The organism is Streptomyces sp. SP18BB07 (assembly GCF_036322545.1).
GTDB lineage: Bacteria > Actinomycetota > Actinomycetes > Streptomycetales > Streptomycetaceae > Streptomyces > Streptomyces deccanensis.
In genome coordinates this window covers 203297-222537 of sequence record NZ_JAQYWT010000363.1, presented here as the reverse complement: position 1 = coordinate 222537, position 19241 = coordinate 203297, and the positions used below count along the sequence as shown (strand labels likewise).

Genomic DNA, 19241 nt, shown 5'->3' with positions numbered 1-19241 from the left:
CGGACGGCCACGGGCTCCGTGGACAGCCTGTGCACATCCCTGGACGACCTGGGTGGCTGGGAACCCTTCACGACGACGGCCGGGGCGCGCTAGTCGTAGTGCCGCGCTTCGAAGACGTTGCCGTCCGGGTCCCGGAAGTAGAAGCTTCGCCGGGCGAGTCCGCGGGCGCCGAAGGAGTCCTCGGAGATCTCCGAGACGGGGACCGCCTGCTCCTCCAGCCGGCCGCGCAGTTCGTCGAACGCGGGGCCGGGCATGGCGAGGCACACATGGTTGACGGGATGCCCGGCGCCCGCGGCGGCGCCCGGCACCATCCGCATCTCCGGCGCCATGGCCAGCGGCATGAGATCGATGATGGTCTCGTCGTTGACCCGGACGGAGGGGAAGGGGGCCTGTCCCGCCGCGTACTCGGTGACCCTCACGGGTTGCAGGCCCACGGCCTTCTCGTAGAAACCGGCCGCGGCAACGGGGTCCCGCACCCAGAGGACGACATGGTCGAGGCGGGTCGTGTTCTCCTTCATGCACCTCAGGCTGGTGTCCTGCACCACAGCGCGCAAGGGTTTGGCCGGGCGCGCCGTCCGCCAGGGATGAGAGAAGAACGTCAGACAGGAGGCAAGCGCGTGCTGGTGGTGTCCGAAGAGGTGCGGGAAGCGGTTGACGCGCGTCGACCCGTGGTGGCGCTGGAGTCGACGATCATCGCGCACGGGCTGCCCCGCCCCCGCAATCTGCAGGTGGCGCTGGAGCTGGAGGAGGTCGTACGGCGGGAGGGCGCGGTACCCGCGACGATCGCCGTGCTGGACGGGCGGCCCCATATCGGTCTCGACAAGCAGCAGTTGGAGCGGGTCGCGAACGAGGACGGCATCCGCAAGCTCGGGCACCGCGATCTGCCGCCGGCGGTGGCCGCGGGCGTGAGCGGGGCGACCACCGTGTCGGCGACCGCGCAGCTGGCGGCCCTCGCGGGCGTACGGGTGTTCGCGACGGGTGGGCTCGGGGGCGTGCACCGGGAGTGGACGGTGACCCAGGACGAGTCCGCCGACCTGGGGCTCCTCGCACGTACCCGGATCACGGTGGTGTGCGCGGGCGTGAAGTCGATCCTGGACGTACCGGCGACCCTGCAGCGGCTGGAGACGCTGGGTGTCGCGGTCGCCGGGTACGGCACGGACCGCTTCCCCGGCTTCTATCTGTCCGACTCGGGTCATCCGGTGGAGTGGACGCTCGGCTCGCCGGGCGAGGTCGCGGACGTCATGCGGGCGCAGGACGCGCTCGGCGGCCCCGAGTCGGCGCTGATCGTCGCCAACCCCGTGCCGGAGGAGGAGCAGCTCGATCCCGAGCTCCACGCGCGCGTGCTCGCGGAGGCGCTGGCGGCGTGCGAGGCGGAGGGTGTGACGGGCCAGGCGGTGACACCGTTCCTGCTGAGCTATCTCGTACGGCACACCGACGGCGCCTCCCTGAGCGCCAACCTGGCGGCGGTACGCGGCAACGTACGGCTCGCGTCACGCATCGCGGCGGCCTGGGCCGGGGCGTGAGGTGAGCGGGTCCGGTGGTGGTGGGGACGGGGCTCTGCTCGTCGTGGGGGACGTCGTCACGGATGTCGTCGCCCGGCACCGCGGGCCACTCGCGGTGGGCACCGACACGGCTTCCGCGATCCGGACGCTGCCGGGTGGGGCGGGCGCCAACGTGGCCTGCTGGGCCGCTCACCAAGGCTGCGCGGACGTGCGACTGCTCGGGCGTGTGGGCACGGACAGTGCCGCGTGGCACGAGCGGGAGCTGCGGGCCTCGGGCGTGCGCCCCCAGCTGGTGGTCGACCCGGAGGCGCCCACGGGGACGGTGATCTGCCTGGTGGACACGGGCGCCGCGGCCGAGCGCACGTTCCTCACCGACAGCGGTGCCGCGCTGCGCCTCGACCCGGACGACTGGTCGCCGTCCCTGCTCGACGGGGTCGCGCGACTCCACCTGTCGGGCTATCTGTTCTACGCCGAGTCGAGTCGCGCGCTGGCCGCCGTGGCCCTGGAGTCGGCACGCGCGCGTGGAGTGCCGGTGAGCGTGGATCCCGCGTCGGCGGGATTCCTCGCGCGGCTCGGCGTGGACCGTTTCCTCGCGCTCATCGACGGGATCGACGTGCTGTTGCCCAGCCGCGACGAGGCCCACCTGCTCACCGGGCTGCCCGATCCGGCCGACGCGGCGGCCAAGTTGAGCCGTTTCGTGCCTCTGGTGGTGGCCAAGCAGGGAGCGGAGGGCGCACTCGTCGCGCGCGAGGGCGGTGTGGTGGCACGGATCCCGGCGACGCCCGCCACACCCCGCGACACCACCGGCGCGGGCGACGCCTTCACGGGGGCGTTCCTGGCAGCGCTGCTCGCGGGCGCGGACGCCGAGGGCGCGGCGGCCGAGGGGTGCGGGGCGGGAGCGCGGGCGGTGGAGAAGGTGGGCGGAAGACCGCCGGGAGCCGACCAGCCCCCGTGACCGGCCGACCGGACCGGCCGCACGTGCCGAGGGATCGCCCCCGGCCGGCCACCCGACCACCCGCACCTGCCGACGGATCTCCCCGGCCCACCATTGGAACCGGCCTCTACAGCTACGCCTTGCGGCCCCAGGCCGAGATCAGGGGTGGGGCGGCGATGTCCATCGTGTCGGCGGCCGCGTTCGTCAGGTGCCGGTCGATCTCCTCCGCCGTGGCGAGGTTCGCCGTGACGAGCGCTTCGCGGAGCCGGCCGACGGTCGCCACCTCCAGGGCGGCGCAGGCCGGTGCGGCGACGGGGAAGTACGCGTCGGCCTCCACACCGCGCAGGCCGGCGGCCCGCAGCAGGCGCGGGAGTCTGCGGCCGTGCGCCGGGTCGATGCCGCGTTCGGCGAGCAACTCGCGCACGGCCTGGCGGAGCCGGTTGGCCGACTGGTGCTCGGGGCCGGATTCCTCGAGGCACGCCAGGGGTTGGAGGGCGAGGTCGATGTCCTCGATCAGGAGTCGTCCGCCGGGACGCAGCGCCTTGATCATCGACGACAACGCCTGCTCGTGGTCCGCCACGTGAGCCAGGGCGAGCCGGGCGTGCACGAGGTCGAAGCCGTCCCCCGGGGGCTGGTCGACGTCCACCTGATGGACGAGGGCCTCGACCGGCGGGCGGGTGACCGAGGGCACGGCCCAGGAGATGTCGGTGTCCGTCGCGATGACCTTGCCCGTCGGTCCGACCCTCTTGGCCAGCCAGGAGACCACCGAGGCGCCGCCCGCGCCGACCTCCCAACAGCGCCAGCCGGACCCCAGGCCGAAGGCCTCCATGTGCCGGAACGTCGTGGGGTCGAAGAGGGTGGCGAAGGCGTCGGGGCCCTGCCCCGTCTCGGCCCGCCGGTGGTCGAGGACATACCCGTCGGTTCGCATCATGCCCCGATCATCCCATTTGACCGACTTGCCCTTGGCGGCGACGCTCCCGCAGCCGCGAGGCCACCCCACGGCGACGGGCCCGAAAGCCGGAACGATTGACCGGAAACCACCGACCGGAAACCACCGGATGACGACGGCCGGATCGGAACGGCCGCGCCGGATCGGACGTCTACAAGTGAAGCGGAACACTCCGTTCCCACAGCCTTACCCGGCACTCGTTCGGCCCTGGCAAACTGGCGCCACAAGGCACGGAGTGCGGTGCGAGGAGATCCACGCAAGGAGAAGCCAGATGTCCATGGCAGGGAATCTGCGGAAGGTCACCGGCCTAGACAGGGTCGTCGGCCTGCGCACGATGGCACGGCTGGCCCGACGGCGCCCCCGCGTCGACCTCAGCCATCCGGCCCGCTCCCCGCTGGGCACCTCGGTGGTGAACTGCGTGGCCTACCACAAGGGCGTCCGCTCCCCCGCGGCCCGCGATGTCGTCGAGGCCGTCAAGCAGGTCCGCAAGCACGACCACGGCTTCGTCTGGCTGGGGCTGCACGAGCCGACACAGCGGGAGTTCGCCGGTATTGCCGAGCTCTTCGACCTGCACCCGCTCGCGGTGGAGGACGCGGTCGAGGCCCACCAGCGCCCGAAGCTGGAGCGCTACGACGACACGCTGTTCGCGGTGTTCAAGACGGTCTGCTACGTCGAGCACACCGAACTGACCGCGACCAGCGAGGTGGTGCACACCGGCGAGATCATGGTCTTCGTCGGCGCCGACTTCGTGATCACGGTCCGCCACGGACGGCACGGCTCGCTCGGTCCGCTACGGGAGGAACTGGAGGCGAATCCCGAGCAGTTGGCCAAGGGACCTGCCGCGGTGCTGCACGCGATCGCGGACCATGTGGTCGACGACTACCTGAGCGTCACGGACTCGGTCCAGACGGACATCGACCAGGTCGAGACGGACGTGTTCGCCTCGAACGGCGCACGTGTGGACCCGGGCCGCATCTACCAGCTCAAGCGCGAACTGCTCGAACTGAAGCGGGCGGTGGCCCCGCTCGCCCGCCCGCTCCTGGAGCTCACCTCACGACCGATCCGCGTGGTCGACCCGGAGATACAGGCCTACTTCCGCGACGTCTCCGACCACCTGCTGCGGGCCACCGAGCAGATCGCCGCGTTCGACGAACTGCTCAACTCGATTCTGCAGGCGCACCTCGCGCAGGTCAGCGTCGCTCAGAACGAGGACATGCGGAAGATCACGGCGTGGGCCGCCCTGATCGCCGTGCCGACCATGGTGTGCGGGGTGTACGGCATGAACTTCGAGTACATGCCGGAGTTGCACTGGAAGCTCGGCTATCCGCTCGTCCTCGGAGTCATAGCCACCGCCTGCGTCACCCTCTACCGGGGCTTCAAGCGCAACGGGTGGCTGTGACTCCCGGAACCGGAAGGTGATCGATCGGCCGGGCGCCACACCCGGCGCCGACGGTCACTGCGTCGCCGTTGCCGGCGGTCAGTGCGTCGCGCTCTTCGCGTAGACGCTCTCGACCCAGGAGGCGATCTGGTCGTCCGACAGATGATGGGCCAGGTCGGCCTCGCTGATCATGCCGACGAGACGCTTGTTCTCGATCACGGGGAGCCGACGGATCTGGTGCCCCTTCATCTCCTGGAGCACCTCGCTGACGTCGGCGTCCGCGTCGATCCAGCGGGGTGTGCCCTTGGCCATTTCGCCGGCCGTGATCGTCGACGGGTCGTGGCCCAGGGCGACACAGCCGACGACGATGTCGCGGTCGGTGAGAATGCCGCAGAGCCGTTCGTTCTGGTCGCTGATGGGCAGTGCCCCGACGTTCAGCTGGCGCATCAGCTGGGCGGCGCGGTCGAGGGTCTCGTGGGCGGGGATCCACTGGGCGCCGCGGTGCATGATGTCTCCGGCGGTGGTCATGTGATACCTCCCGTTGCCGGACGGCCGGCGCGGCGCAGGACGCACCGCTAGTCCCGGCGCCCTACATTCTTGCCGCGTCCGGGCCGGGCCGCACTCGGAGCGACAGCGGCACCCCACCGACGCGAGCGGGGCTCAACCGCGGCGGCGGACGGCTTCATCGCCTGTCGCACCCCGCGCCCCGCGCCCGCATCAGCCGTTCCAGGCCGGGTGGCGTGGGTCGTCGGCGCGCACCAGGACATCGGCCGTGGCAGCCGGGTCGGTCTCGGTCTCGTAGCGCGCGAAGGCGGGGAGGGTCCACTGCTCGCCTTCAGGGGTGCGCCGGCGCAGGGCGCCCGGGGAGAGGAGGACATGGACGGTCAGGTCGAAGGGGAACCAGTGTTTCAGGAGGAGGGGGCCGTGCGTCAGCAGGATCGCGCCGGGCGGGAGTGGGACGTAGGGGCTGCGGGTCGCGCGGTCGGTGGTGGGATCCCAGAGGTCGGGCAGGACCCGCCCCGTGCCGCCGGGGTCGAGCGGACCGAAGACCTCTCGCCACAGGGCGGCGGTGTCGAACCAGCCGTCGTAGTACGCCTCCACGTCCTCGTGGCCGTACTCGAACCGCAGCGACGCAGGCCGGAGGAAGCCCTCGGTTCCCACGACGAGCGAGGACCGGCCGCGTATGCGCAGCGCCTCGGACACCAGGGCGGCGAGATCGCCGGGGCGCGCTGCCGGGGCGCCGTCGAAGGCGATCCGCGGCCAGGGCGATCCGTCGTCCGGCTTCAGGTTGAGGAGGCGGTCTGCGAGCAGGGCGGCGAGCCGCTCCCAGGTGATCGCTTCGAATCGCACACGGCCCATGATGCCGCGCGCCGTGAGCCGTGCCCGACCCGGTCGACGGTCCGGTCCGAGGGTGGGGTGACCGTGCGACCACCAGGGGGAATGAACCGCGTATGGCAGCGCTCGCTACTCCCCCGCCCCGTACCGGACTTGTCGTCGTGCAGGCACTCAGGAAGAAGCACTGCGCCGAGTGCCGGAGCGGTCCGGTGGCGCTGCTGGTCCTGGAGGAGGGGGCGCCGCGTTGCCTGGACTGCGCGGACCTCGGGCACCTGGTGTTCCTGCCCCGGGGCGACACCGCGCTCACCAGGAGGGCGCGGGAGGAGAGTGCGCTGTCGGCCGTGGTCGTACGGTTCAACCGCCGCCGCAGCCGGTACGAGCGGCAGGGCGTCCTGGTCGAGGAGGCGGGGCTCGCCCGGGCCGAGGAGCGGTGTCTGGCGGACGCGGAGGTGCGACGCCGCCGCCGGGTGCGGGACGCGCGCCGCCGGGCGGCGGAGGACGTGCGCTTCACGGACGCGTTCGCCGCGGAGATTCGGCGGCTGTTCCCCGGCTGTCCGCCCGAGCGGGCCCGGGAGATCGCCGCCCACGCCTCGGTGCGGGGCAGCGGTCGCGTCGGCCGTAGCGCGGCGGGGCGTGCGCTGACGGAGTTCGCGGTGACCTCGGCGGTCATCGCGTCCGTACGCCACGTGGACACCCCGTACGACCACCTCCTGATGACCGGCGTGCCCCGCTACGCGGCACGCAGGCGGATCGCGGTCACCGTGGAGGCGACGCTGCGGGGGTGGCGGCCGGCGGGGTGAGGGCAGGGAGGGTGCCGTGCAGGCCGGCCGCGCGCGTATGCGGGTGAGCGGCTCGGCCATGGGGGCTGGGGGCTGTGCGGAGGTTCACTTGTGGGGAGGTCGGACGGTGGGCAGGATCTTCGAGGGATCGAGGTGGGAGCGGACATGATCGATGGGCCGTACTTCGTGCTGACGGTGCTGGGGCTGCTCGGGACGGCGATCGTGGCGGGCGTGTTCTGCGGGTTCTCGACATTCGTGATGAAGGGGCTGGCGTCGCTGCCGTCCGCCCAGGGCGTGGCGGCCATGCAGGCGATCAATGTGAGTGCTCTGACGCCGGCGTTCATGCTCGTGTTCGTGGGTACGGCGGTGCTGTGTGCCGTGCTGGCCGTCGTGACGTTCGTGGTGTGGCCGGACGAGGGCAGGGTCGAACTGCTGCTGGGCAGCGCGCTGTATCTGTTCGGCTGCTTCGGGGTCACGATGGTGGCGAACGTGCCGCGCAACGACACGCTCGCGAAGCTGGACGCGGATACGCCCGAGGCAGCGGCGTACTGGCGCGACTACGTGAGCCGGTGGACCACGTGGAACCACATACGGGCGGTCGCCGCGGGCGCCGCGGCCCTGTCGTACCTGCTGGCGCTCGCCTGAGGCGGGGGCGGCGGGCCCGTCGTATCGTGGCCGGTACGCGTACCTCTCCGTGAGGGAGACGGCCATGGCCGATCCCAAGGGTTTTCTGACCACACCTCGCGAGGACTGGCCCCGTCGCCCTGTGGAGGAGCGGGTCCGGGACTGGGACGAGGTGTATGTTCCCGGGGCTCTGCTGCCGATCATCAGCAAGCAGGCCGACCGCTGCATGGACTGCGGGATCCCGTTCTGTCACGACGCCTGTCCGCTGGGGAATCTGATCCCCGAGTGGAACGATCTCGTGTCGCGTGCGGACTGGCGGGCGGCGAGCGACCGGCTGCACGCCACGAACAACTTTCCCGAGTTCACGGGGCGGTTGTGTCCCGCCCCCTGTGAGGCGGGGTGTGTGCTGGCGATCAACCAGCCCGCGGTGACCATCAAGAACGTGGAGGTGGCCATCGCGGACCGGGCCTGGGAGGACGGCTTCACCCCGCCGCGTCCGCCCGACCGGCTGTCCGGGAAGACGGTCGCCGTGGTCGGCTCCGGGCCCACCGGGCTGGCGGCGGCGCAGCAGTTGACGCGGGCCGGGCACACGGTCGCGGTGTACGAACGGGCCGACCGGATCGGGGGGTTGCTGCGGTACGGGATCCCGGCGTTCAAGATGGAGCGACGCCATCTGGACCGGCGGTTGGAGCAGATGCGGGCGGAGGGCACCAAGTTCCGGACGTCGACCGCGGTGGGGGTGGACGTCGGGGCGGCCGAGTTGCGGGCCCGGTACGACGCGGTGGTGATCGCGACAGGGGCCACGGCGTGGCGTGAACTGGACGTGCCCGGGCGGGAGTTGGTCGGCGTCCATCAGGCGATGGAGTATCTGCCGTTGGCCGACCGGGTGTGTGAGGGGGATCTGGAGGTGTCGCCGTTGTCGGCGGCCGGGAAGCATGTCGTGATCGTCGGGGGAGGTGACACGGGGGCGGACTGTCTGGGGACGGCGGTGCGGGAAGGGGCCGCGTCGGTGACCCAGTTGGACATCTATCCGCTGCCGGAGGCGGAGCGTGACGAGGATGTCGATCCGTGGCCGACGTATCCGAAGGTGTACCGGCTCTCGGCGGCGCACGAGGAGGCGCGAGACCTTCGGTCCGCGCCTGCGGCGGACGCGGACGCGCGGCTCTTCGCGGCGTCCACGCTCCGCTTCACCGGGGACGGGTCGGGGCGGGTGCGGGCCCTGCACCTGGTCGAGGTGGACGAGCGGCGGCGGGCCCGGCCGGGTACCGAGCGGACGCTGCCCGCCGATCTCGTCCTGCTCGCGCTCGGGTTCTCCGGTCCGGACCGTCACGACGGGCTTCTGGAGCAGCTGGGGGTTGCCCTCGATCCGCGCGGGACGATCACCCGGGGGCCGGACTTCGCGACGAACGTGCCCGGTGTGTACGCCGCCGGGGACGCCGCCCGTGGGCAGTCGCTGATCGTGTGGGCGATCGCCGAGGGGCGCTCCGTGGCCGCCGCGGTCGACCGCGGGCTGACCGGCACGGACCGCCTGCCGACCCCGATCGGACCGTACGACCGCCCGATGACGGCCCTGCCACCGGCCACCGGTGGTGGGGGCTAGCGGTTGTCCGTGCCGGCTTGTTTGGCGGTGGCGAGGGCGATGCGGTTCCACGTGTTGATGGTGAGGATCAGGGCCAGGACGTGGGCCAGTTCGGTCTCGTCGAAGTGGGTGGCGGCCTCGGCGTAGACCGCGTCGGGGACACCTCCGTCGGCGACGAGGGTGACCGCTTCGGTGAGGGCGAGCGCGGCCTGTTCGCGGGCGGTGAAGAAGTGCCGGGCCTCGCGCCAGACCGGGATCATGTGCAGCCGGTCCTCGCTCTCCCCGGCCTTGCGGGCGTCGTTGGTGTGCATGTGGAGGCAGTAGGCGCAGTGGTTGAGGTGGGAGGCGCGGATCTGGATCAGTTCGACCAGGGCGGGGTCGATGCCCTCGCGGGCCGCCGCGTCGAAGCCGATGAGGGCGCGGAAGGCGTTCCGCGCCGACTTCGCGAAGTCGAGACGCGGGACGGGGGTCGTCCCCGCGTGCGCCGCTGCCGTGTTCGCCGCGGCCGTTTCAGTCGCCGTCGTGTCGGTCGCTACCGTCTCGGTCGCTGTCGTGTCGGTCGCTGTCGTGTCGGTCACTGCAGTCTCGGTCGCTGTCGTGTTCGTCGTCATGACCATGAATCTACGAGGCGGAAAGACCTGCCGTAGGGTGCATTTCCATGGAGGATTCGTGGGTCAATTCGGCGGAGTCGATCGGGGCCGATCTGCATCTCGAACTGGCCGGTGGGGGTGGGCGGCGGGCGGCACTGATCCGGGCGTTGCGGGAGGCGGTGCGTGGTGGTCGGCTGGCGCCCGGGACCCGACTGCCGCCGTACCGCTCGCTCGCCGCGGACCTGGGCGTCGCGCGCAACACGGTCGCCGACGCGTACGCGGAGCTGGTCGCGGAGGGCTGGCTGACCGCCCGGCAGGGGTCGGGGACGCGGGTCGCGGAGCGCGTCGAACCCCTGGGCTCCGCCGCGCGTGTGCCCCGGAAGGGGCCGCCACGCGCGCGTGGGCCGCAGCACGATCTGCGGCAGGGCACGCCGGACGCGTCGGCGTTCCCGCGGGCGGCCTGGGCGGCGTCGTACCGCAGGGCGTTGACGCGGGCGCCCAACGAGGCGTTCGGGCCGGGTGATCCGGCGGGCCGGGTCGAGCTGCGGGAGGCGCTCGCCGAGTACCTGGCACGCGCGCGTGGCGTGCGGACCGAGCCCTCGCGGATCGTGGTCTGCTCCGGTTTCGCGCACGCGTTGCGACTGCTGTTCCACGGCCGGGTGTTGCGGGGGCCGCTGGCCGTGGAGTCGTACGGGCTGGGATTCCACCGAGAGCTGCTGGCGGCGGCGTCCGTACGGACCGTTCCGCTGCCGCTCGACGAGGACGGTGCCCGGGTGGACGGGCTGGACCGGGAGAGAGCGGTGCTGCTCACGCCCGCGCACCAGTTCCCCACCGGCGGGCCGCTGCATCCCGAGCGGCGGGCCGCGGTCGTGGACTGGGCACGCGCGCGGGGCGGGCTGGTCCTGGAGGACGACTACGACGGGGAGTTCCGCTACGACCGCAGACCGGTCGGGGCCGTGCAGGGTCTGGATCCCGACCGGGTCGTCTTCCTCGGCTCGGTCAGCAAGAGCCTGTCGCCCGCGCTGCGGCTGGGGTGGATGGTCCTGCCGGAGCGGCTCGTGGACGCCGTACGGGAGGCCAAGGGCGAGCGGGAGGCGTGGGCGAGTGTGCCGGACCAGCTCGCGCTGGCGGACTTCGTGGTGTCCGGGGCGTACGACCGTCATGTGCGGCGCATGCGGCAGCGGTACCGGACGCGTCGGGACCGTCTGGTCGCGGCGCTGGCCGCGCAGGCGCCGCACATCGAGGTCACCGGGATCGCCGCCGGGCTGCACGCCGTGCTGCGGTTGCCGCCCGGTACCGAGCGGTCCGCGGTGAAGGCGGCGGCCTGGCGGGGGGTCGCGCTGGACGGGCTGGCGGAGTTCCGTCATCCGGAGGCGAGGGAGGACGCCCCGGACGGGTTGGTCGTGGGGTACGCGACGCCGCCGGAGCACGCGTACGGGGCGGCGCTGGAGGCGTTGTGCGGGGCGCTCCCGCCCGAGTGAGGGCCGTGGGTTCCCGGTCGACAGGAAAAGCGGGGCGGTGGGAACATTGAGGTCAGGAGGTACGTCGCCGCTGTCGCCGCGGGCATCCCACAATTCGGTGGTGGCCTGCCCCCATCCTTCGTTCCGTCGTCAGGCGTAGGGCCCCTCCCTCGCGTCCCCCCTGTTGACGGCCGGTCCTGGAGGGTGCTCGATGACGACGCTCGACGAACGTCACGGAGAACACGGAGAAGGCGCGCACGGCCGGGCTCCGCTCCGGCGCGGTGGCACACTCGGTTCTCACGTCGTCCCCCTGGACCGGCCGACGGCCTCGCTGCCTCTGCTCACCGGTTCCAAGGCGGCCCACCTCTCGCGAGCGGCCCGCGCCGGGTTGCCGGTGCTGCCCGGGTTCGTGATCCCGTACGACGCTCGGGAGGCGGATGACCAGCGGCGGGACGCCGACGCCCTGCGGGACCCCGACGCGATGGCGGACCCTGACGCGATGGCGGACGCCGACGGCCCACGGGACTTGGCTCGTGCCTGGGCCGAGCTGTCCCGGCGCGGTACACGGTCCCTCGTCGTACGGTCCTCCTCGCCGCAGGAGGACACGGAGGAGTCCTCTCTGGCGGGGCGGTTCGACTCGGTGCTCGATGTGCGGGGGTGGGAGGAGTTCCGGGCGGCGGTGCGCACGGTGCTCGGCTCGGCGCGGCGGCCCGACGGTGCCGACGCGCCCATGGCCGTGCTGGTGCAGCCGATGCTCAGGGCCCGGGTCGGAGGTGTGCTGTTCGGCGCGGATCCCGTGGCCGGGCGGACCGATCGGATGCTGGTCAGCGCGGTGCGGGGCGGGCCTCACACATTGGTGAGCGGGGAGCAGCCGGGGACGACTCACTGGTTGAGCAGGTGGGGACGGCTGCTGCGGACGGAATCGTCAGGCGTGGAACCCGGGGCGGATTGCGGGACGGAACCGCTTGAGGTGGAACCGTCGGGCGCCTCGCGGGCGGTCGGCGGTGGGGCCTTGCTCACCGCCGGCGAGTTGCGTCGTCTGGCGCGTCTCGCGCGGCGGGCCGCCCAGGTGTTCGGCGGACCCCAGGACATCGAGTTCGGTTTCGACGAGGGCGGGCGGCTGTGGCTGCTCCAGAGCCGTCCGATCACGGCGATGGGGCCCCGTCCGGCGCGCGGTGCCCGGCTGCTCGGTCCCGGGCCGGTGGCGGAGACCCTGCCGGGGCAGTTGGAGCCGCTGGAGGAGGATCTGTGGGTGGCGCCGATGGAACGGGGGCTCGCGTGCGCGCTCGACCTCAGCGGGAGCGCGCCACGTCGGCGGTTGCGGTCGGTGCCGGTCGTCACGGCGGTCGGTGGCCGGGCCGCGGCGGACCTGCGGCTGCTGGGTGCCGTCCCGCCGAGCCACCCCGGACTGGCGTGGCTCAATCCGGCGCCGGGCGCCCGGCGTCTCGGTGCCGCCTGGCGGGTGGGGCGGCTGACCTCGACACTGCCCGACCTGGCGACGGACCTGGTCGCGGATGTCGACCGGCGGCTGGTCGAGACACCGCAGACCGGGGACCTGCCGACCGTCGAGCTGATCTCGACCCTGCGCTGGACGCGCTCCGTCCTGGTGTCGCTCCACGCGCAGGAGGCTCTGGCGGGTGCCCTCCTCCCGGAGCCCCACGTCACGGCGGCGGGCACCGCTCTCGCCACGCTCACCGAGTCGAGGTTCCGGGACCGGAACCTGTCGGACCACCAGGTGGTGGCCGCCGAGCCCGTGGTCCTCGCGCTGACGGCGCCGAGCCTGTGGGGCGAGCTGCGACTGCCCCCACCCGAACCCGTCCACCACAACGGCGCCTCCGCGACCGCCGCCACATCCACCTCCGTCCCCTTCCCCGAAGCCTCGGCCCACACCCCCGCCACCTCCGCCCCCGCCACCCCCACCCGGGCCCCCACCGCCCCCGGCGACGGCCCGGCCCCCTTCTCCTCCTCCCGGCGCGCGGGCTCCGTCTCCCCGGGTGCCCTGCCGCCACGTGAGGCCCTGCGGCTGCGGATCCGCTGGGTGCAGGAGCTACAGGTCAGGCTGGTGAGGGAGGCGGCGCGCAGGTTGCTCGTCCGGGGTGTGCTGGACGAGGCGCGGCGGGTGGGGCTGCTGCGGTGGAAGGAGTTCGTGACCGCGCTGGAGACCGGTGGGTTGCCGGGGGACTTCGAGGAACGGTTGCCCCGGGCCGTCTCCGCGCCGCTGCCGGACCGGTTCCGGCTCGCGGAGGGCGGTGTGGTCGTCGCCGAGCGCACCGCCGGGCGTTCCGGCGCCGGAAACGGAAACGGAGACGGAGACGGAGGCCGGGGCGTGTCCGGCGGCCGGGGCATCGGCACGGTGTGGAACGGCGAGGGTGCAGGGCCGTCGGATGCCGTGCTGGTGGTCCGGACGCTCGATCCGGCGCTGGCCCCGCTGCTGCCGCGCGTCACGGGGCTGGTGGCGCAGACGGGCAGCCCGTTGTCCCATCTCGCGGTGCTGGCCCGGGAGTTCGGCGTGCCGGCCGTGGTGGGCGTGGACGACGCGGTGCACCGCTTCCCGCCGGGCACTCGGGTGACGGTCGACGGCGGCTCCGGCGAGGTGAGGACGGAGGGTTCGCGATGAGGCGGCTCGCCTACCTCTTCGGGGGCGCGGCGGCGGTCGGCGCGGGCGTCTACTTCGTCGTCTACCTCTACCGGTGGCAGTGGCAGCGGGCCATCCTCAGCGGGGTGGTGCTCCTGATCGTCGGGGTGCTGTTGCTCGGGCTCGTGCTGCTGGGGCGGCTGGCGCGGATCGAGGAGCGGATCCGGGAGAGCGACCGGCGGCAGCAGGACGCGCTGGCCCGGCTCCGGCAGGCGCACGCACGGGAGCGCGGCGACCGTTTCCGCTGGCTGGAGGATCCGGCGAGTCGTACGTATGTCTTCGTGCCCGTGCTGTTGATCACCGGTGTGGTGCTGTCGGGGATCGCGTGGCTGGTGCAGCGGATCGCGTCGGTCACGGCCCGGCCGACGGCGGAGCGGCACCTCGCCGGGCGGCTGGCGGTGCTCACCGCGCCCGACCCGGCGCCGGACGCCGATCTGGAGGACAGGGCTCCGCTCGGCGGCGGCCGGGGGCGGACGGCGCGGCTGATCACGGTGGGCGTCGGCGTCGCACTGCTGGTCTCGCTGGTGGTGGGTCTCGCCGACCTCACCCAGACCAGGAAGGAGGAGCGGAACGGGGCCGTGGCGACGTCCGTGCTGGTCCGCGTGGACATGCGGGGTGTGCCCACGAGCGCCGAGCGGCAGTCCATGGCCGCGTCGCAGGCCTGGGAGCGCTGCCGCAACTCCACGTCGGTGCCGCTGCGGCGGACCACGCTCGGCGAACTGGGCGACGGACTGTTCGCGGGGGTCGTCCGCCCGTCCCTGACCGATCACGACCGTCTGCGGCTGCGCGGCTGCCTGGAGGACGCCGACGTGGACCGCGCCCACCTCACGGTGGTCGGCATCGGCGACGCGGACCAGCCCTGAACCTCGGCAAGTGTCGAGCGACGAGCGACACCGACGCCCCGCCCGAACAAGATCACCTCAACCTCACAAACAACGTGAGTTCTCACACAACCAGACAGAACGCTTATCTCGGGCGGGCTACGATGCCGGACAGACCCCCGTCCCCAACCCCCGGGTCATCCATGTCTGTCGCTGTCACTCCTCCGCCCGTACGCCAGGATCCGCTCCCCACCCCCTCCGCCCGCCCCCGCTCGCTGCGCGGCAAGGTGGTGCGCGTGTTGATCGGTGTGCTGCTCGGCTACCTCGCCCTGTGGGCCACGGGCTCCCTCGGCATCCTGGCCATGTCGTACGTGGCGCGTGAGACCACCTCCGTGCCCGAGGGGGCGCGCTCGGTGAAGGGCATCCACAACTTCCAGCCCGTCGGCACGGACGGCGAGCTGTGGCGCGGGGCCGTCCCCTCCCCCGCCGGTTACCGGGCGCTGGCCGACCTCGGCTTCACCACGGTCGTCGATCTGCGCGCCGAGAAGCTGAGCGGCGCCCAGCTCGCCCTGCCGCGCGAGGCGGGCCTCGACGTCGTACGGGTGCCGATGCGTGACGGGCAGACCCCGACGCCCGAGCAGGTACGGCGCCTGCTTGACACCGTCTCCGAGAACTCCGGGCCGGTGTTCGTGCACTGCGGCGCCGGTGTCGGCCGTACGGGGACGATGGCCGCGGCCTACCTCGTGAGGACCGGGCAGGAGGACTCGCCCGGCGCGGTCTGGCGCAACCTGTCGGTCGGGCCGCCGTCGATCGAGCAGATCTACTACGGGCTGATGCTGGAGCGGGAGCGGGAGACCGCGCAGCCGCCGCTACCGGTGGTCGCGGTGAGCCGCCTCGTGGACGCGCCGCGCCGGATCTGGTCGTACGTGTAGGCGCGCGCAGCACGGTGTGACGACTGCGCGGCGCGGGCCCAGGAGCCCCGCGCCGCGCAGTCGTCACACCTGTCTCGGCGCAGCCCTACGGCTTGCGCGCCACCGCCCCGTAGCCCGGGATGACCCCGTCGTCCTGGCCGGGGACGGGGTCGCCGAGTTCGGGGTGCCAGTGGTGGGGCACCTCGACGCCGGGGTCGACCAGTTCGAGGCCGTCGAAGAAGCGGGTGAACTCCTCGCGGGAGCGCAGGGCCAGGGTGACGCCGGCGGCCTTGAGCTTCTCCGTGGCCGCCTTCGACTCCTCGGGGGTGAAGTCGGCGGTGGCGTGGGTGACGACCAGGTAGCTGCCCGAGGGCAGCTCGGACATCAGCCGCTGGACCAGCGCGTGCGCGCCGTCCTCGTCGGAGACGAAGTGCAGCAGCGCGATCAGCGAGAGCGCCACGGGCCGGTCGAAGTCCAGGATCTTCTTGGCGCCCTCGACGACGGCGTGCGGGTCGCGCACGTCGGCCTGCAGATACTCCGTGCGCCCCTCCGGCGTACCGCGCAACAGGGCCGCCGCGTGGGCCAGCACGATGGGGTCGTTGTCGCAGTAGACGACGCTCGTGTCGGGGGCGACCCGCTGGGCGATCTGGTGCAGGTTCGGCTCGGTCGGGATTCCGGTGCCGATGTCGAGGAACTGACGGACGCCGCGCTCCGCCAGCCAGCGGGTGGAGCGGTGCATGAAGGCACGGTTGACCTGTGCCATCACCGGCACCCGGGGGTCGAGAGCCAGCATCTGCCGGCCCATCGCCTCGTCGACGGGGTAGTTGTCCTTGCCGCCGAGATACCAGTCGTACATCCGCGCGGGATGGGGTCTGCTCGTGTCGATCTCGACGGGGGGACGCCCGTTCATGACGTACTCCATAAGGTTCCGCAGCAGCAAGTGATCAATTCAGGGCCAACATAGGGGGATCGGCTGAGCAACAGGGAGGGCGCAACAGGCCTCAGGAGAGCAGGAAGTCGGCCACCCCCGCCTTGGCGCCCTGGATGAAGGCGTTCATCTCGTCGGGCGTGTAGATCAGCGCCGGTCCGTCGGGGTCGGTGGACTGCCGTACGGCGATCCGGCCGTCGGCGAGCTTCATGGCCTCCAGGCAGTTCCCTCCGTTGCCTCCGCTCCAGGGCTTGTGCCAGCCCTCGCTGCCCAGCTCCCTGGCGGGCATGCCGTTGTAGACGCGTATGTGCGACTGCGTGCGTGTGCGCGCCTGCGACTGCGGCTTGATGAGTTCCATTCGGTGTCTTCAGAGCTCCTCGCGGAGATCCCAGAGGATCTCCTTCGTGCGTTGTGCCGTGGCGGCCTGGGCCGCCATGCGGTCCATGACCTCGAGGTGGGTCGCCACCTCGGAGCGGTCGTCCAGGTAGACGGCGCCGGTCAGGTACTCGCTGTAGACCATGTCCGGAAGCTCCGGCATGGCGAAACGGAACAGGACGAACGGCCCATAGGTGCCGGGGTGCGGTCCTGTGTCGAACGTGGCGACCTGCAGCGTCACATGGAACAGCTCCATCGCCTCCAGCAGTCGGTCGATCTGCGCGCGCATGACCGCCGGTCCGCCGACGGGGCGGCGCAGGGCGGTCTCGTCCATCACGAACCACAGCCGGGGCGCACCCTCACGGGTGAGCAGATCCTGGCGTTGCATGCGCAGGTCGACATGGCGCTCGATGTCCGCGGGTTTGGTCTGGCCGATGGCTCCCGAGGTCATGACGGAACGCGCGTAGTCCTCCGTCTGCAACAGGCCGGGGACGAAGTGCGGGTCGTACCCGCGGATCAGGGAGGCCGCGCCCTCCAGGCTGACGTACATGGAGAACCAGCCCGGCAGGATGTCGTGGTAGCGCTGCCACCAGCCGGGCTTGTTGGCCTCCTCGGCGAGCCGGACGAAGGTCTCGGCCTCCTCGTCACCCACCCCGTACGCCTTCAGCAGGAGCTGGAGGTAGGGAATCTTGAGGGCGACCTCGGCGGTCTCCATACGGCGGACGGTGGCTGCGGTGACGTGCAGGACGCGTGCGGCGTCCTCGCGTCTGATGCCCGCGCGCTCGCGCAGGTCCAGCAGACGCCGACCGAGCACGACCTGCCCGACCGTCGGCGCGGACCGCGGCTCGCTCATCTCGCCTCTCTTCCCTCTGACTCTGCGCTGACCTGCGTCGATGTCCGGCCCGTCCCGGTGCCGACAGCCCTGCGGCGCCCTTCGGAGGCCTCACGCGTCGCACCTGTCCGTGTACACATACGAACACTGTGCGTGCATACGAACGTTGTGCGAGGGATTTCCAACTGGCGCCGCTACACGTGCTGTTGCGTGCAGTGTGCCACGACCGTTCAGAGAGTCACACGGCACTCTGCAATTTTCAGAGTGACACTTGCCAAGTGTTCACGGCGGGGCGATAGTGGCAAGCGTGATTCCGCCCCCTGCGCCGTTAGGAACAGACGCCGCCGGTGACCGTGTCGGTCCCGGTCCGGCCGCCGGGGCGCGCCCCGAGACAATCGCCGAGCGCCGGTTTCGATTCGAGCTGGCCGCGCACCCGGGTGCCGTGGCCCAGGCCCGGCGTGTGACCCGTACCCAGCTCACCGGCTGGGCCCTCTGCGAGGACACCTGCGACACGGCCGCCCTTGTCGTGTCCGAGCTGGTGACCAACGCGATCGTGCACACCGCGAGCACCCAGATCGTCTGCGAGCTGCAGGACGGCGACGAACTGGTGCGGATAGCGGTACGGGACGAGGGCTGCGCTCCCGGCGAGCCGCACCCCTCGCCGCAGCGGCCCGAGGAGGAACACGGCCGGGGGCTGCTGCTCATAGAGTCCCTCTGCCGCTCATGGGGTGCGCAGCCGGTCGGTCTGGGGCTCCTGGTGTGGGCGGACGTGCCGCGCGGCCTCCTCACCTCCGCGGCCACGGCGATCCCGCCGCAGACCGTCGCGGCGGACGCGCCCGACGCGGTCGCGGACATCACGCGCGGCGCGGACATCACGCTCCGCGCGGGCAGCAGCGCGGACACGGCAGCCCGGTCCGATCTGGGCTGGGGTGCGAAGAAGCCGCCGACGGAGGACCGGGACGGTGAGGCCGAGGCCTTCCGTCTCACCGGCGTCGAGAGCCACCGCGGTGGTACCCCGGCCGGGTACCGCACGGGTTTCGAATGTCGTACGGAAGCCGGAGTCCGGCCGCAGGCCGGTCGGCGGGCGGGGGCCGAATGGGTGTGAGCGCGTCGATCGGTCCCCCTCGGCCCCCCGGTGGGGGCAGAGTGGCCCGCGTGGTGAGCCTCGACACCCTGACCCGACTGCGCCGCGCCCAGCGTTCCGCCGCGCCGCCCCGCCCCATTCCGCTGCCCGAGGGCATGACCGCGCCCATGGGATGCGACGCGGTCGCCGTCCCGGCCCGCTTCGGCCCGATGGTCCTGCCCCGGCTGCCCCGCGTGGGCTGTGTCTACGCGGACCGCGCGCACTGGTGGTGGCTGGTGCCGGCCGACTCCGACTACGCGCTGGAGTGGCCGTCGCCGGTGCGTTACACCACCGGGGCGCTGGTCTCCGACAGTGCGGCCGCTCCCGGGCTCATCCTCAGGCCCGAGGGGACGATTCCCTATACGCCGCCGATACCGCTGTATCTGGCGTTGTGCCGGGTGACGGGGACGACGCCTACGTGGTCCCGGATGACGGCGTAAGGCTCCGCCGGTTGGGCCGAGCTCGTGGCAGGGGCTGCGCCCCTGG

General features: G+C 72.4%; 20 protein-coding genes. 12 read left to right on the top strand and 8 right to left on the bottom strand.

Translation table 11 applies throughout. The features are described 5' to 3' along the window. Nucleotides 1-89 precede the first annotated feature (89 nt). Entirely contained in the window at nt 90-518 is a 429-nt protein-coding gene (locus PUR53_RS42190) for a VOC family protein (RefSeq protein WP_329899107.1), read from the bottom strand. Between the two features lie 99 nt (nt 519-617). Here PUR53_RS42190 and PUR53_RS42185 point away from each other — a divergent pair, with 99 nt between their 5' ends. Next, a complete protein-coding gene (locus PUR53_RS42185) occupies nt 618-1523 on the top strand; it encodes a pseudouridine-5'-phosphate glycosidase (protein WP_329912079.1) in 906 nt (301 codons plus the stop codon). Nucleotide 1524: 1 nt separating this feature from the next. Continuing rightward, nucleotides 1525-2457 carry a carbohydrate kinase family protein gene (locus PUR53_RS42180; protein WP_329912078.1) on the top strand — a complete coding sequence of 311 codons (933 nt, stop codon included), beginning with the start codon at nt 1525-1527 and terminating at the stop codon, nt 2455-2457. Between the two features lie 112 nt (nt 2458-2569). On the opposite strand, the gene PUR53_RS42175 is transcribed toward PUR53_RS42180, so the two are convergent. Beyond that, nucleotides 2570-3367, bottom strand: a complete 798-nt coding sequence (locus tag PUR53_RS42175) for a methyltransferase domain-containing protein (protein ID WP_329899104.1) — start codon at nt 3365-3367, stop codon at nt 2570-2572. 289 nt (nt 3368-3656) lie between these two features. Here PUR53_RS42175 and corA point away from each other — a divergent pair, with 289 nt between their 5' ends. Continuing rightward, the gene (gene corA, locus PUR53_RS42170; RefSeq protein WP_329899103.1) at nt 3657-4784 is read left to right on the top strand and encodes a magnesium/cobalt transporter CorA; all 1128 of its coding nucleotides are present in this window, start codon (nt 3657-3659) and stop codon (nt 4782-4784) included. A 78-nt stretch (nt 4785-4862) separates the two neighbouring features. Here the strand turns inward: corA and PUR53_RS42165 are convergent, their stop codons facing one another. Beyond that, nucleotides 4863-5291, bottom strand: a complete 429-nt coding sequence (locus tag PUR53_RS42165) for a CBS domain-containing protein (RefSeq protein WP_045560979.1) — start codon at nt 5289-5291, stop codon at nt 4863-4865. Nucleotides 5292-5480: 189 nt separating this feature from the next. After that, nucleotides 5481-6122, bottom strand: a complete 642-nt coding sequence (locus PUR53_RS42160; RefSeq protein ID WP_329912077.1) for a uridine kinase — start codon at nt 6120-6122, stop codon at nt 5481-5483. Nucleotides 6123-6214: 92 nt separating this feature from the next. Between PUR53_RS42160 and PUR53_RS42155 the strand changes: the two genes are divergently transcribed. From PUR53_RS42155 to PUR53_RS42145, 3 genes are all read left to right on the top strand, one after another. After that, a complete protein-coding gene (locus PUR53_RS42155) occupies nt 6215-6898 on the top strand; it encodes a DUF2293 domain-containing protein (RefSeq protein ID WP_329899101.1) in 684 nt (227 codons plus the stop codon). A gap of 144 nt (nt 6899-7042) precedes the next feature. Next, nucleotides 7043-7522, top strand: a complete 480-nt coding sequence (locus PUR53_RS42150; RefSeq protein ID WP_329899100.1) for an anthrone oxygenase family protein — start codon at nt 7043-7045, stop codon at nt 7520-7522. Nucleotides 7523-7586: 64 nt separating this feature from the next. Continuing rightward, on the top strand, nt 7587-9101 hold the full coding sequence (locus PUR53_RS42145; RefSeq protein WP_329899099.1) for a glutamate synthase subunit beta: 1515 nt from the start codon (nt 7587-7589) through the stop codon (nt 9099-9101). Here PUR53_RS42145 and PUR53_RS42140 read toward each other — a convergent pair. Further along, on the bottom strand, nt 9098-9691 hold the full coding sequence (locus tag PUR53_RS42140) for a carboxymuconolactone decarboxylase family protein (RefSeq protein WP_443080429.1): 594 nt from the start codon (nt 9689-9691) through the stop codon (nt 9098-9100). The two genes, PUR53_RS42145 and PUR53_RS42140, sit on opposite strands and share 4 nt — an antisense overlap. Before the next feature lie 47 nt (nt 9692-9738). On the opposite strand from PUR53_RS42140, the gene pdxR reads away from it, so the two are divergent. From pdxR to PUR53_RS42120, 4 genes are all read left to right on the top strand, one after another. Further along, entirely contained in the window at nt 9739-11151 is a 1413-nt protein-coding gene (gene pdxR, locus PUR53_RS42135; RefSeq protein ID WP_329912075.1) for a MocR-like pyridoxine biosynthesis transcription factor PdxR, read from the top strand. A 190-nt stretch (nt 11152-11341) separates the two neighbouring features. Beyond that, the gene (locus PUR53_RS42130) at nt 11342-13747 is read left to right on the top strand and encodes a PEP/pyruvate-binding domain-containing protein (protein ID WP_329912074.1); all 2406 of its coding nucleotides are present in this window, start codon (nt 11342-11344) and stop codon (nt 13745-13747) included. Next, nucleotides 13744-14628, top strand: a complete 885-nt coding sequence (locus tag PUR53_RS42125; RefSeq protein WP_329899095.1) for a hypothetical protein — start codon at nt 13744-13746, stop codon at nt 14626-14628. The genes PUR53_RS42130 and PUR53_RS42125 overlap by 4 nt, the downstream gene beginning before the upstream one ends. A 161-nt stretch (nt 14629-14789) precedes the next feature. Beyond that, complete coding sequence (locus tag PUR53_RS42120; RefSeq protein WP_329899094.1) at nt 14790-15518, top strand: phosphatase domain-containing putative toxin; 729 nt, start codon at nt 14790-14792, stop codon at nt 15516-15518. Between the two features lie 85 nt (nt 15519-15603). Here PUR53_RS42120 and PUR53_RS42115 read toward each other — a convergent pair whose 3' ends face one another. The 3 genes from PUR53_RS42115 to PUR53_RS42105 form a co-directional block, all read right to left on the bottom strand. Next, on the bottom strand, nt 15604-16419 hold the full coding sequence (locus PUR53_RS42115; protein ID WP_329912171.1) for an SAM-dependent methyltransferase: 816 nt from the start codon (nt 16417-16419) through the stop codon (nt 15604-15606). A 79-nt stretch (nt 16420-16498) separates the two neighbouring features. Continuing rightward, nucleotides 16499-16783: a DUF397 domain-containing protein gene (locus tag PUR53_RS42110; RefSeq protein ID WP_239753367.1), complete on the bottom strand. Its 285-nt coding sequence runs from the start codon at nt 16781-16783 to the stop codon at nt 16499-16501. Between the two features lie 9 nt (nt 16784-16792). Then, nucleotides 16793-17653 (bottom strand): helix-turn-helix domain-containing protein, encoded by an 861-nt coding sequence (locus PUR53_RS42105; protein WP_329899092.1) that lies wholly within the window; start codon nt 17651-17653, stop codon nt 16793-16795. A 286-nt stretch (nt 17654-17939) separates the two neighbouring features. Between PUR53_RS42105 and PUR53_RS42100 the strand changes: the two genes are divergently transcribed. Together PUR53_RS42100 and PUR53_RS42095 are read left to right on the top strand one after the other, a co-directional pair. Continuing rightward, a complete protein-coding gene (locus PUR53_RS42100) occupies nt 17940-18737 on the top strand; it encodes an ATP-binding protein (RefSeq protein ID WP_329899091.1) in 798 nt (265 codons plus the stop codon). Next, nucleotides 18728-19195 carry a hypothetical protein gene (locus PUR53_RS42095; RefSeq protein ID WP_329899090.1) on the top strand — a complete coding sequence of 156 codons (468 nt, stop codon included), beginning with the start codon at nt 18728-18730 and terminating at the stop codon, nt 19193-19195. The genes PUR53_RS42100 and PUR53_RS42095 overlap by 10 nt, the downstream gene beginning before the upstream one ends. Nucleotides 19196-19241: the final 46 nt, after the last annotated feature.

What these genes read in the sequence shown, in the direction of transcription:
- PUR53_RS42095 (WP_329899090.1), top strand. Translation starts at nt 18,728, where the DNA reads ATGGGTGTGAGCGCGTCGATCGGTCCCCCTCGGCCCCCCGGTGGGGGC.
- PUR53_RS42150 (WP_329899100.1), top strand. Translation starts at nt 7,043, where the DNA reads ATGATCGATGGGCCGTACTTCGTGCTGACGGTGCTGGGGCTGCTCGGG.
- pdxR (WP_329912075.1), top strand. Translation starts at nt 9,739, where the DNA reads ATGGAGGATTCGTGGGTCAATTCGGCGGAGTCGATCGGGGCCGATCTG.
- corA (WP_329899103.1), top strand. Translation starts at nt 3,657, where the DNA reads ATGTCCATGGCAGGGAATCTGCGGAAGGTCACCGGCCTAGACAGGGTC.
- PUR53_RS42130 (WP_329912074.1), top strand. Translation starts at nt 11,342, where the DNA reads ATGACGACGCTCGACGAACGTCACGGAGAACACGGAGAAGGCGCGCAC.
- PUR53_RS42140 (WP_443080429.1), bottom strand. Translation starts at nt 9,691, where the DNA reads ATGACGACGAACACGACAGCGACCGAGACTGCAGTGACCGACACGACA.
- PUR53_RS42120 (WP_329899094.1), top strand. Translation starts at nt 14,790, where the DNA reads ATGTCTGTCGCTGTCACTCCTCCGCCCGTACGCCAGGATCCGCTCCCC.
- PUR53_RS42175 (WP_329899104.1), bottom strand. Translation starts at nt 3,367, where the DNA reads ATGATGCGAACCGACGGGTATGTCCTCGACCACCGGCGGGCCGAGACG.
- PUR53_RS42125 (WP_329899095.1), top strand. Translation starts at nt 13,744, where the DNA reads ATGAGGCGGCTCGCCTACCTCTTCGGGGGCGCGGCGGCGGTCGGCGCG.
- PUR53_RS42160 (WP_329912077.1), bottom strand. Translation starts at nt 6,122, where the DNA reads ATGGGCCGTGTGCGATTCGAAGCGATCACCTGGGAGCGGCTCGCCGCC.
- PUR53_RS42110 (WP_239753367.1), bottom strand. Translation starts at nt 16,783, where the DNA reads ATGGAACTCATCAAGCCGCAGTCGCAGGCGCGCACACGCACGCAGTCG.
- PUR53_RS42155 (WP_329899101.1), top strand. Translation starts at nt 6,215, where the DNA reads ATGGCAGCGCTCGCTACTCCCCCGCCCCGTACCGGACTTGTCGTCGTG.
- PUR53_RS42105 (WP_329899092.1), bottom strand. Translation starts at nt 17,653, where the DNA reads ATGAGCGAGCCGCGGTCCGCGCCGACGGTCGGGCAGGTCGTGCTCGGT.
- PUR53_RS42115 (WP_329912171.1), bottom strand. Translation starts at nt 16,419, where the DNA reads ATGGAGTACGTCATGAACGGGCGTCCCCCCGTCGAGATCGACACGAGC.
- PUR53_RS42165 (WP_045560979.1), bottom strand. Translation starts at nt 5,291, where the DNA reads ATGACCACCGCCGGAGACATCATGCACCGCGGCGCCCAGTGGATCCCC.
- PUR53_RS42190 (WP_329899107.1), bottom strand. Translation starts at nt 518, where the DNA reads ATGAAGGAGAACACGACCCGCCTCGACCATGTCGTCCTCTGGGTGCGG.
- PUR53_RS42145 (WP_329899099.1), top strand. Translation starts at nt 7,587, where the DNA reads ATGGCCGATCCCAAGGGTTTTCTGACCACACCTCGCGAGGACTGGCCC.